19 protein-coding genes are annotated in these 16822 nt (G+C 45.4%); 8 read left to right on the plus strand and 11 right to left on the minus strand.

Translation table 11 applies throughout. The features are described from left to right. Positions 1–207: 207 nt before the first annotated feature. Together MHH63_RS19715 and MHH63_RS19720 are read right to left on the minus strand one after the other, a co-directional pair. Positions 208–516: a hypothetical protein gene (locus MHH63_RS19715; RefSeq protein ID WP_341172018.1), complete on the minus strand. Its 309-nt coding sequence runs from the start codon at positions 514–516 to the stop codon at positions 208–210. Positions 517–906: 390 nt separating this feature from the next. After that, positions 907–1494, minus strand: coding sequence for a GyrI-like domain-containing protein (locus tag MHH63_RS19720; RefSeq protein ID WP_341172019.1), 588 nt, complete (start codon positions 1492–1494; stop codon positions 907–909). A gap of 156 nt (positions 1495–1650) precedes the next feature. On the opposite strand from MHH63_RS19720, the gene wrbA reads away from it, so the two are divergent. After that, positions 1651–2286: an NAD(P)H:quinone oxidoreductase type IV gene (gene wrbA, locus MHH63_RS19725; RefSeq protein WP_076138996.1), complete on the plus strand. Its 636-nt coding sequence runs from the start codon at positions 1651–1653 to the stop codon at positions 2284–2286. An 80-nt stretch (positions 2287–2366) separates the two neighbouring features. Here wrbA and MHH63_RS19730 read toward each other — a convergent pair whose 3' ends face one another. The 5 genes from MHH63_RS19730 to MHH63_RS19750 form a co-directional block, all read right to left on the minus strand. Next, complete coding sequence (locus tag MHH63_RS19730; protein WP_445321772.1) at positions 2367–3365, minus strand: Gfo/Idh/MocA family protein; 999 nt, start codon at positions 3363–3365, stop codon at positions 2367–2369. Between the two features lie 44 nt (positions 3366–3409). Next, positions 3410–3760 carry a DUF1648 domain-containing protein gene (locus MHH63_RS19735; protein WP_139331134.1) on the minus strand — a complete coding sequence of 117 codons (351 nt, stop codon included), beginning with the start codon at positions 3758–3760 and terminating at the stop codon, positions 3410–3412. Positions 3761–3797: 37 nt separating this feature from the next. Further along, a complete protein-coding gene (locus MHH63_RS19740) occupies positions 3798–4124 on the minus strand; it encodes a nucleoside triphosphate pyrophosphohydrolase (RefSeq protein WP_076129598.1) in 327 nt (108 codons plus the stop codon). 40 nt (positions 4125–4164) lie between these two features. After that, positions 4165–4560 (minus strand): 8-oxo-dGTP diphosphatase MutT, encoded by a 396-nt coding sequence (mutT, locus tag MHH63_RS19745; RefSeq protein ID WP_076185009.1) that lies wholly within the window; start codon positions 4558–4560, stop codon positions 4165–4167. Positions 4561–4727: 167 nt separating this feature from the next. Then, complete coding sequence (locus MHH63_RS19750; protein ID WP_076194409.1) at positions 4728–5441, minus strand: YceI family protein; 714 nt, start codon at positions 5439–5441, stop codon at positions 4728–4730. A gap of 126 nt (positions 5442–5567) precedes the next feature. Between MHH63_RS19750 and MHH63_RS19755 the strand changes: the two genes are divergently transcribed. The 3 genes from MHH63_RS19755 (at position 5568) to MHH63_RS19765 (ending at position 8239) form a co-directional block, all read left to right on the plus strand. Further along, on the plus strand, positions 5568–6272 hold the full coding sequence (locus MHH63_RS19755; RefSeq protein ID WP_036680796.1) for a response regulator transcription factor: 705 nt from the start codon (positions 5568–5570) through the stop codon (positions 6270–6272). Next, positions 6260–7675, plus strand: coding sequence for a HAMP domain-containing sensor histidine kinase (locus MHH63_RS19760; RefSeq protein WP_076219583.1), 1416 nt, complete (start codon positions 6260–6262; stop codon positions 7673–7675). The genes MHH63_RS19755 and MHH63_RS19760 overlap by 13 nt, the downstream gene beginning before the upstream one ends. 69 nt (positions 7676–7744) lie before the next feature. Beyond that, positions 7745–8239: a hypothetical protein gene (locus MHH63_RS19765; protein WP_076099543.1), complete on the plus strand. Its 495-nt coding sequence runs from the start codon at positions 7745–7747 to the stop codon at positions 8237–8239. A 96-nt stretch (positions 8240–8335) separates the two neighbouring features. Here MHH63_RS19765 and MHH63_RS19770 read toward each other — a convergent pair whose 3' ends face one another. Then, on the minus strand, positions 8336–9463 hold the full coding sequence (locus MHH63_RS19770) for a copper amine oxidase N-terminal domain-containing protein (RefSeq protein ID WP_341172020.1): 1128 nt from the start codon (positions 9461–9463) through the stop codon (positions 8336–8338). Positions 9464–9634: 171 nt separating this feature from the next. Here MHH63_RS19770 and MHH63_RS19775 point away from each other — a divergent pair, with 171 nt between their 5' ends. After that, on the plus strand, positions 9635–11092 hold the full coding sequence (locus tag MHH63_RS19775) for an amidase family protein (protein ID WP_076129603.1): 1458 nt from the start codon (positions 9635–9637) through the stop codon (positions 11090–11092). 6 nt (positions 11093–11098) lie between these two features. On the opposite strand, the gene MHH63_RS19780 is transcribed toward MHH63_RS19775, so the two are convergent. Together MHH63_RS19780 and MHH63_RS19785 are read right to left on the minus strand one after the other, a co-directional pair. Next, complete coding sequence (locus MHH63_RS19780) at positions 11099–11422, minus strand: YciI family protein (RefSeq protein ID WP_051491142.1); 324 nt, start codon at positions 11420–11422, stop codon at positions 11099–11101. A 102-nt stretch (positions 11423–11524) separates the two neighbouring features. Continuing rightward, positions 11525–12082 carry a DUF1273 domain-containing protein gene (locus MHH63_RS19785; protein ID WP_036680784.1) on the minus strand — a complete coding sequence of 186 codons (558 nt, stop codon included), beginning with the start codon at positions 12080–12082 and terminating at the stop codon, positions 11525–11527. Positions 12083–12281: 199 nt separating this feature from the next. On the opposite strand from MHH63_RS19785, the gene MHH63_RS19790 reads away from it, so the two are divergent. Then, positions 12282–12965, plus strand: a complete 684-nt coding sequence (locus tag MHH63_RS19790; RefSeq protein ID WP_341172021.1) for a hypothetical protein — start codon at positions 12282–12284, stop codon at positions 12963–12965. 100 nt (positions 12966–13065) lie between these two features. Here MHH63_RS19790 and MHH63_RS19795 read toward each other — a convergent pair whose 3' ends face one another. Beyond that, positions 13066–15096, minus strand: a complete 2031-nt coding sequence (locus MHH63_RS19795; RefSeq protein WP_036680780.1) for a beta-galactosidase — start codon at positions 15094–15096, stop codon at positions 13066–13068. A gap of 119 nt (positions 15097–15215) precedes the next feature. Here MHH63_RS19795 and MHH63_RS19800 point away from each other — a divergent pair, with 119 nt between their 5' ends. Both MHH63_RS19800 and MHH63_RS19805 read left to right on the plus strand, forming a co-directional pair. After that, complete coding sequence (locus tag MHH63_RS19800; protein WP_254848824.1) at positions 15216–16049, plus strand: AraC family transcriptional regulator; 834 nt, start codon at positions 15216–15218, stop codon at positions 16047–16049. A gap of 69 nt (positions 16050–16118) precedes the next feature. Continuing rightward, entirely contained in the window at positions 16119–16457 is a 339-nt protein-coding gene (locus MHH63_RS19805; protein ID WP_341172022.1) for a hypothetical protein, read from the plus strand. Positions 16458–16822 lie beyond the last annotated feature (365 nt).

The raw sequence follows: 16822 nt of genomic DNA on the forward strand, positions 1-16822 counted from the left end.
CGACTACATTAACTTCTATAGTTACATTAGCTCTATCAACTCCGTTAGTTTCACCAACTGGATCAGTTCCAAAAGTGCATTAACTCCATTAACAATACCCACTCCAATAGCTCCTCCATCAAACTAACTTTGACTAGGTCCAAGCGGCGTTTGCCGCTAATGTAGGGCATTTTTGTCTCTCTTTATTGCTACTTTGGCTCGGGGCGGCTAATGTAGAGCACTTTTGCTCCTATTTCTGACTAATTCGACGTTATGCAGCTGATGTAGAGTATTTTTACCGTTCATTCGCGCCACTTGAGCCCAATCTAGCAAATCTACGGGATTTTTACCGTTCATTCGCGCCACTTGAGCCCAATCTAGCAAATCTACGGGATTTTTACCGTTCATTCTCGCCACTTCTGCCCAATCCAGCAAATCTACGGGATTTTTACCGTACATCCCCGCCACTTCTGCCCAATCCAGCAAATCTACGGGATTTTTACCGTACATCCCCGCCACTTGAGCCCAATCCAGCAAATCTACGGGATTTTTACCGTATATTTTTCCGCAGACACATTAGTTAAGTATATATACTCTAGGGCTTTTCTTATGTCTCCCCCCGTCTGCCTAAATGCAAGCCTCAGCAAAGATTAACAACACATCCCGAGAATTTTAAGTTGTCATATTCTCTTCCACCGTCAAGTAACCCTTCTCCCCAGTACCTGGCCGTCAGCAAAAATAGGGACTACCTCTCGGCAGCCCCCCTTTCTCTCGCAAGCTGCTTGATACTACTATCAGAAGCAACTCCCTTAAATCCCTTTTTCCCTATAAAATACTTCCCTTTAAACACTTCCTATAACACTTTTCCCTAAAATCTCCCGCTTAAGCACTTAACCCACTAAGCACACAAAACCATCCTTTCCCTATCTATTCAATCGCAATATAAATCTCAACCTGTGTGTCAGCAGGGTCAAAATTCCGTGAATCATAAATTTCAAAATCCCCCGTGTAAGTTCTTACCTCCCCAGACTCCTTAAAGTACGCCCAAATCTCCCCCCACGCTTGCGCGACTACTTCAAATACCGGACCTTTTTTCGTCTTAAAAACCATGTATTTGCTCTCCGGTACAGCCGCATAGGTGAACTGGTTTTCCACTAGTTCGCTTTCCTCTAGCTCGTTTTCCTCTAGCTTGCTTTCCTCTAGTTCGCTTTCCTCTGGTTCGTTTTCCTCTAGCTCACCTTCCTCTAGCTGACTTCCCTCTAAATGTCTCTCCTCAGCTACTTCATGCCCGATCACAACGGTATACGCTCCGCTCGCATCACTCTCATAATCCGTATACAAAGCATAGATGTACTCAGGATTTACCGTAGCTATCTGCCCCGCAATATTACTCTGAAAATAAGTTTCCCACAGCTGCGACAAACCTCCATCAGGTCCCATTTCTGCTTCATTAGTTGTGCGTATGCTAACCCCCGCCAAGGTCATTTTTGCTTTCTCTACAAAATAAGTATTCATCCATTCTCCCTCATTTCCTGTGATTGAACTTAGTATACACAGGCAAAGTGGACATCTGTCTGTCCAGTTCGAATAGATTGATTTCATTCTGGGTTATAAAGACACCATTAGGGTAATTAATAGTATGGAACTACACTCGAAGGGAATGACTACAGCATGTCAAAAATCAAATTAGCTGTCATCTACTACAGTGCCACAGGAACTAACTACCAGCTAGCACAATGGGCCGCGGAAAGCGCAGAAAAAGCAGGAGCTGAGGTAAAACTGCTGAAGGTGCAGGAACTGGTCCCCGAGGACAAAATTCAAGCAAATCCAGCCATGAAAGCCCTAGCTGAAAAAACAAAAGATATCCCAGTCGCCACACCCGACGATATAGTCGAAGCGGATGCGATTATTTTCAGTTCCCCAACCCGTTACGGTAACATTGCTTCCCAGATGAAGCAGTTCATTGATACAACCGGTGGCATTTGGGGCAAAGGACTAACAGTAAACAAAGTCGTCAGCGCCATGAGCTCAGCACAGAACCCGCATGGTGGACAAGAAGCTACGATTTTGGCACTCTATACGTCGATGTATCACTGGGGAGCCATTGTTGCAGCACCCGGTTATACCGATCCAGTCACATTTGGTGCGGGAGGCAACCCTTACGGAACAAGTGTCAGTGTAGATGGAGACGGTAAAATGATCGAAGATCAGGATCGGATCCGTGACGCTGTTTTTCATCAAGCGAAGCGTACCGTTGAAGTGGCCGGCTGGGTCCAGGCAGGCAAAAACGCCAATAATCAGAACTAGCGCAGCTTAGTTAATATAACAACACCCCTCGGAGCTACTTGTGTAGCACTGCACCGAGGGGTGTTTAATTTATATTTTAATTACTCTCCAGGGTATTTAAGTCCCCACTGTGCACGCACTTGATCCAGCAGTTTCAGAATCGCTAACGATTCATCCAATGTCATCACCGGACTCTCTGTAAGCCCTGCCTGAAGACAACGTCCTACTTCCTCCGCTTCAAAACAATATCCAATAGAAGCACGGTCGTCCACAAAGCTCTCTACCTTCTCATCTCCTATATAAAGCGAAGCCGATTTCGGGTTCACTAATGTACCCTCTACAATAATACGGCCTTCTGTGCCAAACACATGCGCTTCCTCCAACATGTTAAGACGAATACCACCGTTCAACGAAGCGGTTTTCCCGTTACCATATGACAACAGCATCGAGAAATGCTCGTCCACTCCAGTCTCACCTATGTGCACTGTGCTGGAAATAGACTCAGGATGAGGTCCAAACACCATGGAGGCAAAAGAAACCGGATAAATCCCCACATCCAGCAGCGCTCCCCCGCCCAGCTTCGGATTCAGCAATCTGCCTTCCGGATTCCAGTCGGTACGAAACCCTAGATCTGCCTTCACCAATCGAACATCACCGATCTTGCCCTCAGCAATCCATTCTCTAACCTTCACAATCGCCGGGATGTAGCGACTCCACATTGCCTCCATCAGGAATAGCTTATGCGCTCTAGCATAGGCCACAACTTCTTCCAATTCCCCGCTGTTTACGGTAAAAGGTTTCTCACACAGGACAGCTTTGCCTGCACGCAGCGCCATTAAAGCATTTTCTTTGTGAAAAGGATGCGGCGTTCCAATATATACCGCGTCTACATTCGGGTCATTCAGCAATTCCTCATAGGTTGCATAGGCATGCGGAATCCCATGATTTTTAGCAAATTCATCGGCACTTTCCTGAGATCTTGACCCAACGGCATAAGCCACACCATTACTGGCATGCGCCAAATCAGTAACAAATTGATGAGCAATCCAGCCTGTGCTAATAATTCCCCATCTCACCTTGTAAGCGTTGTCCATTTTCATTTGCATGTTCCTCCTACTCCTTCTGCTAAGTCTCTTTAATTCTATCAGACCATTCTAATGAATGTATAGGAACTGATGCCAGCAAACACCACCGTCACCACCAAAATAGCAATATTCCAGATCTTGCTCAAGGCCGCTGAGTGCTCGTTAAAGTTTTGAATAAACGCTTTTTGCAAAAGGAACTGTAAAAGCTTCATAATTATGAATCCCAAACAACCCAGCCCGCTTTGCAAAATAACCTCCAGACTAGCTTTACTTACAAATCGATCAGCCATGTTCCCATCATAATGAATCGGGACGGTATCCGGCATTTTGGAATAAAGGAATAAATAAATAGCTACAGGAATCAAGGCCACCACACTGCTTAAGATCATCGTCAGTTTGGTTTTGAACAACGTTTTACCCTCCTTGTGCGGAAAAATAATCTCCCCGTTATTCTCCTTCCACTTCAATCAGATATATCCCCTTCTTAAATCCACCGCGACGTTTAGCTTTCTCTGCACGTTGCTTCTCCAGCTCCACGCTATTGCTCCCATGTGTCTCCGCCAGAGCCTGAATTACTTCCAGCATATCGGCAAGCTCCTCCAGAGCTTCTTCATCACTTGCTGCCTGTAAATATTCCTTCGACTCTTCTTGCAATTTTTTGCGTAGTTCAGTTATGTATTCTTTGGACTCTAATATCCTTGTGTTAAAATCTTTACCTTGAGAAGCTATCAAATCGGGGATGCCGTCACGCACTAGCTTTTCATATACAGGCATTTAAGCTCTTCCTTTCTTCTATATTATATTATATCTCCCTTCAATCCGGCTTTGATTCCATCACTAGACGTTCTACAAAAGGAAGATCTGCCGGAGCAAACATGAACTGATCCAGTTCAGCCGGAAGCACCCACCTATGTTCGTCGTGATCCACCAGATCAATTACACCTCCCTGATACCGCGCTTTCCAAGCAATCAATTGGATCTTTATCTCTCCATAGTTATGCTCGTTCATGCCAAAGCTCTCATAGGGAAGGATTGTGATCCCCATCTCTTCCTGAAGCTCTCTTTGCAGACACTCTGCGATGCTCTCATCCTGCTCTATTTTGCCACCAGGAAATTCCCACAGACCTGCCTGCGATTTACCTTGCCGCCGCCGGGCAATAAGAATCTGCCCTTCTTCATTATGTATAATTGCTGCCGCCACCTTGATCACAAAGAACACCTCCACTATTGCTAGTTATTCGACAGATACTACTATTAAAACATACAATTCATTCCAAACCAAAGAGACTCTCCCAAAAGCCAACACGGCCTGGGAAAATCTCTTCAGTACAGTCTCTCTATAAATTTCACAGCAGCGTTATCCTTACGAAAGAGCTACTATTTTGTCAGCACAAGCTCCAAGCGAACCTCAAGATTATTTTCTGTATCCAGCACAACGGTGTGGGGATTGCTTAGACCAAAGTCAGAAAAGGCCACTGTTGTCGTTCCCGACAGCATCAACTGTCCCCCGCTATACGCCGCTTGCGACTGAAAGGTGACGTCCTTTTCTACTCCTTTTACGGTAAGCGTCCCCTGCATTTCAACAGGCACAGTTGCTCCTTCAGTCCATTCTGCCGGCAGCTCCGAAAATGACTTCACTACAAACGTGGATTGTGGAAATTCCGTAACGGATAGAAAATCCTCTCCTTTTACATGCTCGTCCCGTTGGCTATTGCCAGAATCCAGAGCGCTCATATCCACTGTCCCTTCCCCGGCCATCGAAGTAGAATCCTCTATATTTACCTTCCAGGTACCCTGAACTTTGTTGTCTACGAAGTTTACTGTTTCTTTAGAGGTCGTCACTGACCAATAGACTTTAGAGGTTTCCCCAAGGGTCCAATCCCCGTTTAATTGTTCGGCTGTGACCGCCACCCCTGCTGATGCTCCAGTGTTATTTGTTGTCTCTCCAGCATCTGCTGTTGTTGCTTGATTTGGAATCACGGACTCGATCTCTACATTATTGCCCAGCGATTTATCCAGTAATGTATAACCTGTGACTACTCCTACGATAATAACTCCTGCAGCGATCAAGGCTATTCTTTTTCTCTTCATCCTGTTCCCTCCAATATTCATAATTTCTGTATGCTTTCAAGCTCGTCCCTCATTCTAACAAAGCAATATGTCGGGAAGAAGTCAGAGCAGAACGGGCTATGATGTGTTAAACTTGTCGTAAATTTTATGGACTGGAGGTACTCCAATTTGACGAAATCCATTCTTGTTGTAGAAGATGAAGAAGCCATCTCTAGGGTCCTCAGTGCTTATCTGAAAAAAGCAGGCTTTCAAGTCACCCGTGTAGCCGATGGACGCGCTGCGCTGGAGTCTTTTGCTATATCTCCTCCTTCATTAGTATTACTAGACATCATGCTGCCAAACATGGACGGCTTTGAACTGCTTAAGCTCATCCGTGAAAAAAGCAGCTGCCCTGTGATCATGCTGACGGCAAGAGATGGGATCAATGACCGGCTAGCCGGCCTCGACGGTGGTGCGGATGATTATATGTCTAAACCTTTTATTCCCGAGGAGGTGGTAGCACGCGTGAACGCTGTCTTACGCCGTCCCTCGCAGTGGTCTGATGGCAGCCGTAAACGGCATTATGGCAGTTTGTTTATCGACTTCACAGCACGTGCTGTCTTTTTGAATGGGGCTGAGCTGAGTCTTAGTCCTCGGGATATGTCAGTGCTGTTATTTCTCGCTGAAAGACCTAATCAGATTTGTACGCGTGAGCAATTAATAGAATTTGTATGGGAAATGGATTATGAAGGAAGCGACCGGGCGGTAGATTTGTCGATCAAAAGACTACGCCAAGCGTTGTCGCACTGGCCTACTAGTGAGGGGGAAATCCGTACCCTAAGGGGGACGGGATATCAATTATGGACAACTTAAAGAGAAACAACGCCAAACGTACCTCTATCCTTTCTTACTGGACGATACGTTATCTACTCATTATTAGTGTAGGCCTGCTCCTCACAGCTTTAGCTACATTATGGTGGATCCGTCAGGAGGCTATGAGCAATCGTCTGCAGACTGCGGGGCTTTTGGCACAGGAGATTGCAGATCGCAGCTTAAATATGGAAGGCTCCATTGAAATCAGCCATAATCTCGAAAAACTGATCGAAGACCGGAAGCGGTTTTTCAAGTTAACCATAGAGATGTGCGTGATCATTACTGATCAACAAGGTCAAATGCTATTCTCCCTGCCACCTCTAACTGACAAGGAAATGAGATATAAGCTAAATGATAGCCTGAACGACTCCCGCAGTCCGGAGTTCAAAGCTGCTGTGGCTCCCATAAATTCGGATGACAAAACACTGGGACAGGTTATTGTCCTGCAATCTAAAAAATCACTGCGGCATATTCCACAGGAGGAGATCATATTTTTCTCCATACTGCTGCTGTTTCTAATCATCTTAAGTTGGCTAACCATTTACCTCTTATCTCGTAAACTGGCAAAACCCATTCAGAAGGTAGTCGAGGCAGCGGCTCAAATCAGCCATGGCCGTTATGATATCGTTCTAGATAAGGATGCTAAAGAGCGGGAAATTCATGAGCTGATGATGTCTTTTGAAGAGATGGCAGGCAAGTTACAGCAATTTGAGCAGTCTCGAGCCGTAATGCTGGCCGGAGTCTCCCATGAGTTGAAAACACCCGTAACTTCTATTAAAGGCCTGGTACATGCCGTCCGCGAAGGGGTCGTTGAAGGTGATGAAGCTGTGGAATTTCTGGATATTGCCCTGCTGGAGGCTGGGCGGTTGCAGCGAATGGTAGCCGACCTTCTGGATTACAATGCCCTGACTGCAGGAATGGTTTCCGTTCGTCACGACCGACTCGATGCCGTACCACTACTATCAGAAATCGTATATCAATGGAAACTGACACAGGCGGAAGATGTTGCTGAACCCGTGCTCCATATGCCGATCAATCCCTTATTTTTGCGTGGGGACTCCCTTCGTATCCAGCAGATTATCGTCAATCTACTTAATAACAGCGTACAAGCCAAAGCTCCGGATCGAAAGGTGCAGCTTACGATAGACCTGCTGGAGCAGCAAGGTCATGGCTTTGCCGAAATCCGTGTCCAAGATAATGGGCTTGGCATCTCATCCAATCATAGTGAGCATGTCTTCGAAGCCTTCTTCCGGGGCAGCGATAAGCAGAGCACACTGCGTGGTCTAGGACTCGGCCTAACCTTCAGCCGTCTGTTGGCCGAATCTATGAACGGAAGCCTCGTGCTTGAGGAGCACTCAGACAAAGGCTGCACCTTCGTGCTGTCTCTGCCGCTTGATGATTAAAAAATAGTCTACGATCCATCGACATGGTATAATCATGTGCACAATCACACCGAAAACCGGAGGCTGTATATGCTTACTTTTGAACAAAAATTAGCGATTCTCGACTCTTACCCCCAGCTGGAACGCAAAAATGTATCCCTTGGGCGCGTGAACTATCACTACGAGGAAAGCCAGCATGATAAGAAAACCGTGGCTTTTCACCTGCATCCAAATGGTAATGGCTATGTGTTCGCAGGCTTACTGCGGGGCTACGAGACAGACGATAAGGGCTTCGTGAATATTCGCGACTACTCGGAATCCGAGCTGCGCAGTTTGCTGGATGCCTCCATCACCTCACTGTCTATTTACATTCCTGATGCTCCTGTAGCCAGCAAAAGAAAGAAAAAGGCTGCGGCAACTGCCGATACACTCTGGACTAATGATGAGGGCCAAACCCTAACCCTAAAGCTTGAGGATGATTTATGGTATGTCTATGCCGACCTCAATCTGGAGATGGCGTTTGAAACGCTTGAGGAAGCTAAAGAATATTTAGCGGAAGAGGGATTTACAGCAGCGCAGGAGTAATTGTCAGACTTTAATCTACACACTCACAACAAAAGAGGTGTCTGAGCAGCCATTTATTTTGGCCGTTCGGACACCTCTTTTCTAATAAAACGATCCTTAATATACAGGTTCCGTATATATGTAACTATAAATACCCAAATCGAGCTCGGAAACCACTTCATAATCTAGTTGGAATTCTATAGTCTTATTTGATAGACCTCCTACAAAATAACCGCCCTCCACAACCAACCTATCCTTCCCTCCAACTGGGGCGACCAAGATCAGCTGTTCAGCTTTATTGGCTGGGATCACAAAGTTTTGCAGCCCACCCGTCTGATCTTGAATATATTTACGGACAGACACGAGGTTACTGCCTAATTCCGAGAGGCCGGAATTGTTGTTCCGCCATACATCAAGCGCATCTTGTTGGGATTGGTTGGAACTGACACACGCCTGATTAACTGAAAATTCCGGGATTTTATATATATTCCCGCCAATATTATCGATAACTACTTTATGGGTTACTTCCGTACAATTTTCAATTTTCAGAGTCGGCATGGGGTCCTTTTCCTTTGAGAATGTCTTTATGATTTTTTGATCACCGGACTTAAAATTTATTGAGATGTCTTTATTATCCATGTTAGAAAATTCGAGCAAGCTATACAACTGATTATTTTTAATTCCGTAGTGCTTTACGTTTATAACAAACCTGTTTCTCTCATCTGATAACGATTTTGATTGCTCTTGGCTTCCTACTGAAATTGTTCTGTTGACCGGGGCAATAATCTTCTCCTCGGCAACTGGTGAGGTTATGTAAATAGATTTTGTACCTTCATCCCAAGTGACACTACTACCCAACACTTCGCTAATAAATCTTAAAGGGACGAGTGTATTATTTTGAAAATTGATACCCTTTAAGACTTGCTCATGCTCTTTGGCGTTTACAATTACTCTTCCTTCCTTGACCAGATAAAAAATGTTAATATCCCCTTTAACCGCTGAGACCGACTTCGCATGATTATCCCATTTAATAGTTGCGCCTAAAGCTTCAAAGATCGCCCGCATAGGTACGTATGTAACTCCATCTTTCAGTATAGGACTTACATTAAAATGTAATTGCTTACCGTCCAAATAACATTTGAGATCACTGTCTTCCGCAAAGGCTTGACTTGAAGATAAAACAGCAAAAATTATCATCACCACAAAAAAAGTGATAATTTTTGAAGCAAAGTTGTGGTTTTTCATGTTCTTAATTTAGCTCCTAATCTAGAAAAATAAAAAAAATTACAATGCAGACCTGAATATATCAAATGGCCAATCAAAATGTAAGTCTAAAAAGAAAACTACCAACGACACCCAAATTATGGTTAGATGAAGGAGAAGCCATATCCTAGAGGGAAAGAAGCGTGAACGCATATGAGTTTTGAAATCGTAGAGGCCACCATACCGGACATCCAAGCTGCATTAGAAGCCGGAGAAATTACGTCAAAACAACTAGTTCTCATGTATTATGAACGCATTGCTGATCACGACAAAAACGGCCTGACGATTAACTCTGTACTGGAGATTAATCCTGATGCGTTGTTTATCGCAGAATCTCTGGATGTGGAACGGGCAATTAATGGCCCACGCGGCCCCCTGCACGGGATACCTGTGTTATTGAAAGATAACATCAATACTGGGGACAAAATGCATACAAGTGCGGGTTCGCTGGCTTTGGCGAATTCTTTTGCCGGGGAAGATGCGTTTATAGTTACCAAGCTGCGTGAAGCCGGCGCCATTATTATGGGTAAAGCCAATATGACCGAATTCGCCAATTTTATGACGAACGGCATGCCCTCCGGTTACAGCTCCCGCGGCGGGCAAGTCCTTAACCCCTACAATATTTCTACGCCAACCGGCGGCTCTAGTGCGGGTTCAGCAGTAGCTGTCGCTTGTAATTTCTGTACGGTCTCTGTTGGCACAGAAACTTCGGGATCGATTCTTAATCCCGGTAATTTGGGCTCCATCATCGGCATTAAGCCAACCGTGGGGCTGCTCAGCCGTTCAGGAATCCTGCCGCTCTCCAATACACAAGACACCGCAGGCCCTATGGCTAGAACCGTTCATGATGCCGTGTTACTGCTAAACGCCATGCTGGGCAAGGATCAACGTGATGCAGCTATGGGAACAAATACAGGTAGAATCCACGAGGATTATACTGTATTCCTTGATCCGAATGGTTTGCAGGGCGCTCGAATTGGGATACCACGTGATTATTATTTTGAGGAGCTCACAGATGAGCAGCTTGCTTTGTTCAACGCTTCCGTCGACAGAATGAGAGAGCTTGGAGCGACCATCATTGATCCTGCGGATATTAAGACCGCCCGCGAAATTAGTTACTCTTCGGTGGTATTAAACGAATTCAAAACAGCACTGAATGCTTATTTATCTCATTTGGGCCCCGGAGCACCTATGCGAACCTTGAAGGATATTATTGATTTTAATCATGCACACCCTGTGGAGACTTTGAGATTTGGTCAAGCTACATTAATAGATGCGGAATATACCTCCTCCGGCACACAAAGTGAAGCTCAATATTTACGCCATCGTGCGACTGACCTGAAGCTGTGCAAAGAAGAAGGGATCGATGCCACTATGAAAGAATACAATCTGGATGCCCTACTGTTCCCTGCCGATTTTGGCGCCAGAATTACTTCCAGAGCAGGATATCCGTCCATCGTCGTTCCTTCTGGATACACTTCGGCCGGCGCTCCCTTTGGTGTAACCTTCTCAGCAAAAGCTTATCAGGAGCCTACGCTTATCAAGCTAGCCTATGCCTATGAGCAGCATTACAAGGTGCGAAAAGCACCTTCGCTAAAAAGCTTCATTTGATTAAACCTATTCCTGAAGTGGAACAATACCTAAATGCCTGTTTCCCTCATGGGACAGACTCCATGTACGCACTTCATAGCTACGAATGCCAGACAGCACGTAAGGATCTTTTTCGGCAAGGAGAACGGCTTCTTCGCGTGAGTTCGCTCTTACAATAACCATACCGCCAGGACAATCACTAAAGGGACCACACAGCACTAATTGTCCTTTACGGTCCAGCTCTTGTAAATGCTTAACATGACCACGAATAATCTCCATGTCTCTACGGTCTTGATTCGTCGGGCTAAGCAAAATAACATAACAAATATCTGCTTGATTGACCTCACTCATCCTATTCTCCGCCTCTCGTTCAAATAGAAACTAAAGCCCGTAACGGTGATTTCCCAATGCCGATTCGGGCTTTTTTATTTCGCGATGTCTTCGTTCGTAGCTTTATTCATAATCTCGCTGATTTTCTTCATCGGCAATATTTTGAATCTCATCAGAATGAATAAGAAACAGCTCGTAGTCCCCCTCTGCATGCAGCTTCAGCGCTCGTTCTTTAAAAAACTTCGGGCTGCCTTCCGCCGCATCCTCATCATAAAAGAGCAATATCCCGTCACTTTTGCGGAACAACAAGTCATCTCTGGCCCGGAACTGCCAGCTGCCGTCATAAGGGGCATTACTGACCGCCCTGCAAAAGTCCGCACCCGCAATAATACGTCGGTATTCCTCCTGCTTCTCTTCCTTCCACTTCTCTTCCTGTCCAGTATGCGCCGTAATGATCCCCAATTTCAATTCAGGATATTGAGTCTTGAGTTCACATACCACCTCACAAGCCCAAAGATCGACACCATACTGGCCGGGGGTAATAATCCATTCGACGCCTTCTTCAATTAGCGGCTTTAATCTGTTAGACAGCGCCTTTTTGATATAAGGAATTCCCGGATGCTTATTGTCAAAAATACCGAGCTCATGCGCACGGTAGCCTGTTACGAGTAAATTCTTCATGTACTGCCTCTTTCCTGAACGTTGGTTATCTCTTACCATGACTTACCTTTGTAGAGTTTTATCCCACTTATATGATTATTATATAGCATTTACATGATCTATTTCTTTAGGCAAACTTTCAGCTGATCTTAAGCAACCTTTCAGAACCGTCTGATATATTTCTCCTAATCAATCTAAAACTATTAAGGAGAGAAAATAAATGAAGAAATTAATACCGATTATGATCTCAGGAAGTCTACTCGCTTCTCTACTATTGGCTGGCTGCAGCACCAATTCGGAGTCCGAAGGAACAGCTGTTACTAATAACCAAGCGAGCACAACACCCGCAGATAACACTGAGGCACAGCAATCTCAAGGAAACGGCAATCAACAAAACGGCAGACCCGGCATGTCCATGAACTTCGGCAAGATTAAGAGTATTAGCGACAACACAATTACAATCTATACGTCAGAAATGCCTTCCCCGCCCGCACAAGGCACTGGAGATACGGCTGGAGCCGATATGCAGAACGGCCAGGCTGGTACTCCACCGGAAAGACCCGAAGGTGATCAAGGCTCAGAAAACGGTACACCTCCAGAGGGGGGAATACCGGAAGGCGGAGCCCCTGACGGCGGTGGACAAGGTGGTGGACCACAGGGCGGCGGGATGCAGCAAACCTTCTCCGAGGAAACCACAGATATTACAATTGATGCTGATACCAAAATTGTAACGATGACCTTTGACAATGGTACGCGTCAGGAGAACACGATCAGCTTAGCTGACCTGAAAGCTGATGACATTATCCAATATACACTTAAATCAGATTCCACTGTGGCGGAGAGCATTACCTTAAGCAGCGGAAACCCAATAGGGATGGCTGAAGGCAAAAAGAGCAGCGACTAAACTACCAAAAAATAACAGAAAAAATTCCCCACCTACGATCAGCTTCAAAAAGCGTTTTGTAGTGGGGATTTCAAATTTATATAGGTTAGACGAGACTCAACTATTTTTTGTCCGACAAAATCAATACTCCACGACCCGGTACAACTGCTGAACCACTGATTACATTACCTGTCAGTAGATCAGTACGCTCAGCTGCCCCAATATCCGCGCTTAAATCCCCGGCAGTGTGGTTCAGTAAGAACAAGTAAGATACGCCATCCTTCACACGTTGAACAGATTCGATACCTTCCGGTGCAGTTACCAGCGGCTGAATGTTCTTTTCGGCACATAGATTCGCTAAGAATCCTTGTAGGAATCCAGCTTCTGGGCTAGTCGCCACATAATAAGCTTTACCTTCGCCAAATTTATTCACAGTCAATGCAGGCATTCCTTTATAGAAATCAGAACCGTACTCTGCCAAAACTTCTGCCCCTTCGGCATGGATCAGATCGCAGAGCAGATCACATTTATAAGAACCACTCAAGCTACCCCACGTTTTATCCAGCACGAGTTCATTGCTCATACCTGGCAGTAATGCATCGATTTCCTCTGCCCAAATTCCAAGCACTTTACGCAATTCGCCTGGATAACCTCCAACCGTCACGAGGTCGTTCTCATTAACAATACCGCTGAAATAAGTTGTAATGAATGTGCCGCCCGCTTTTACAAAAGCTTCAACCTTCTCTGCAAAACCTGGCTTGACCATGTACATTACGGGTGCGATAACAATTTCATACTTGGACAGGTTCTCTTCGACCCCGATCATGTCGGCTTCGATATTTTGCTGATACAGCGCATCATAATATTTGTGGACTTCATTCACGTAATCCAAGGCAACCGACGGACCGCTTGAGAGATCAAGCGCCCAACGATTTTCCCAATCGTAGATGATCCCTACCTTAGCTGCACTGCGCGCATCCAGTAGTTGATCTCCAAGCTGCTCGAGCTCTTTACCCAGCTCAGCACATTCACGGAATACCCGTGTGTGTTCATGACCCACATGCTCAATTACCGCTCCATGATACTTTTCACAAGCCCCTATCGAACGACGCAGTTGGAAGAACAACACAGTATCTGCACCACGCGCTACAGCCTGGTAACTCCATAGACGCATAACGCCTGGACGTTTCAAAGAGTTGTACGGTTGCCAGTTCTGCTGGCTCGGTGTTTGCTCCATCAGCATGAACGGTTGGCCATTTTTTAATCCACGCATAAGATCATGTGTCATTGCTGTAAAGCTGACCGGTGTGTCCAGTGAAGGATAGTTGTCCCAAGAAATTACATCCATATGCTTGGCCCACTCAAAATAATCCAGCTCCGGATAAAAGCCCATCAGGTTCGTTGTAACAGGTACGTTGGTGCTGTGTTCTTTGATCGCTTCGTATTCGATTTTGTAACATTCGAGCAAGCTATAAGACATAAAACGGCGATAGTCCAACGAGATTCCTTGGAAGTTAGTACGGTTACCGTTCCATTCTTCACTCAGCTCATTTGGCACCACAATTTCTTCCCAATCATAAAACGTATGTCCCCAAAAGCGTGTATTCCAAGCCTTGTTCAAAGCATCCAGCGAACCATAACGCTCCTTCAACCAGACACGGAAGGCAGCAGCGGACTGTTCGGAATAATCATAGCCACCATATTCATTAGAAATATGCCAAGCTACCAGTGCCGGATGATCCTTGTAGCGTTCTGCCAGCTTACCAGCCAGCTTCGCTGCATACTTGCGGTAAACTGAACTGTTCGGATTGGAGTTATGACGTCCGCCGAACTTACGTTTTCTGCCCTGCACATCGACACGGGTCACTTCAGGATAACGATGAGCCATCCAAGCTGGATGTGCTCCTGTTCCTGTAGCTAGACATACATAAGTTCCATTTTTATATAGTCTATCCATTAATTCATCCAATGAGGAGAAATCATAAGTATCTTCGGAAGGTTGGATTAAAGCCCAGGAAAACACATTAATTGTGGCAACATCAATTCCCGCCAGCTTGAACATCCGTTCATCCTCAGCCCATACTGGCGCATCCCATTGCTCCGGATTGTAGTCTCCACCGTACCAAATTTTAGGTAATTTATCGTTAATCACACTTCGCACACCCTTTATAGTATAATTATATATCTATTGTAAATGGTTAAGGTTGCCCTTTAAATATAAAATAATATCTCATACATATAAGAATATAGAACTAACAGGAGAGGATAACATTGTCCGAAATCATGCATCGCAGGATCGTATTCGTCCATGAAGGTGGACAGCACTTGCCAATCACTTTAGACAGTATGGGGCACAATCATGATCAGGAAAAAGTATCCCGCCCCGATGGTTATGACACGTATCATTGGCTTCAAACCTCAGAAGGTGAAGGGATCATCCATTTTGACAATAAAACCTTTTCCCTGCCCGAAGGCAGCGGCGTATTACTACTTCCTTATACACCCCATCGTTATGAGGCTTCCACCAAAAACTGGGGTACCTATTATCTAACGTTTGGTGGCGATTCGGCACACTCTATTTTGGAGACGCTTGGGATGAATAGTAATTCTTTTTACCGTTGGGAAAATGAAGCGCCTCTCCCAAATCTGCTGAAGGAGATGCTGGATCGTCATGATGCCTATCAGGATATGTTTGGTCTCGGCGCCTCAACAGATGCTTATCGTTTTTTGCTTACTTTGAGTAAATATGGCCAGCTTCAAAATAATACGGCGATTTCCCGCAATGTAGATAAGCTGCAGCCACTGCTAAAATGGATGGACAGCCATTATGGCGATCCTGATCTTGGACTGAACGATCTAGCCGATGAACTAGGCGTATCTGGGCGCTATCTTAACAACCTATTCGTCCAAACTTTCGGACTCTCGCCTTATGCCTATTTCGTACGTTTACGCATCCGGAAAAGCAAAGAAATGCTCGTAAGCCAACCCGATCTTACGGTAAAAGCTATCTCCCAGCTAGTCGGCTTCCGCGATGTCAGCCATTATGTAGCCACATTTCGCAAGCAATCCGGGACTACGCCGGAGCAATTTAGACGCCTGCATTAAACATGCCCCGCCTACTGTGGAAAAATTGCTCGCTGGGAATATGCGGCTAGAACGTAGTAAGAGTATGGTATGCGCTACTATTGTGTAGAAATGGGCGGTACGGTGGCTGGGTGCATTTGGCTGCGAGTGTACGGCACCTCTGAGATGGATCGTGCAGATCTGCACATGGTGGGACTCCATGTGGAAATCTGCTCATGGTGGACTCCATGTGGAAATCTGCTCATGGTGGACTCCATGTGGAAATTTGCTCATGGTGGATTCCATGTGGAAATCTGCCCATATTGGGACTCCTTATGGAAATCTGCCCATGTTGGGACTCCTTATGGAAATCTGCCCATGTTAGGGACTCCATGTGGGAATCTGCTCATGTTGGGGACTCCATTGTGCAGCTCTCTTCAGTCAGTATGAGTAAGTCAGACGAAATAATTGCACTTTGTACACTTAAAATAGCCTGCACGGCAGAAATTATCCATATAAGTGTATTCTGTGCAACTATATTCTCGGAATATGGCCTTACAGCGGGATTAGCCAATTTTTAGCTGCACAAAGTGCAACTAAAACCAATTAAGTACTCCAATGCTTCAAATAAGTGTACGAAGTGCAACTATTTTCTGTTGTGCTTCTGTTGAAGTTTCTACATGCCCTACTCCACTCATTTTTTACTCCCCACTTCCACTTACTTCACTATTCCTACCCCACACATTCCCCTACACCGCTCTTCCCTTACTCCACACATCCCTCACTCCATCTTCACCAACCTCACTTTACCCTAC

Source organism: Paenibacillus sp. FSL H3-0310 (assembly GCF_038002785.1).
GTDB classification, from domain to species: Bacteria; Bacillota; Bacilli; order Paenibacillales; family Paenibacillaceae; genus Paenibacillus_AQ; species Paenibacillus_AQ odorifer.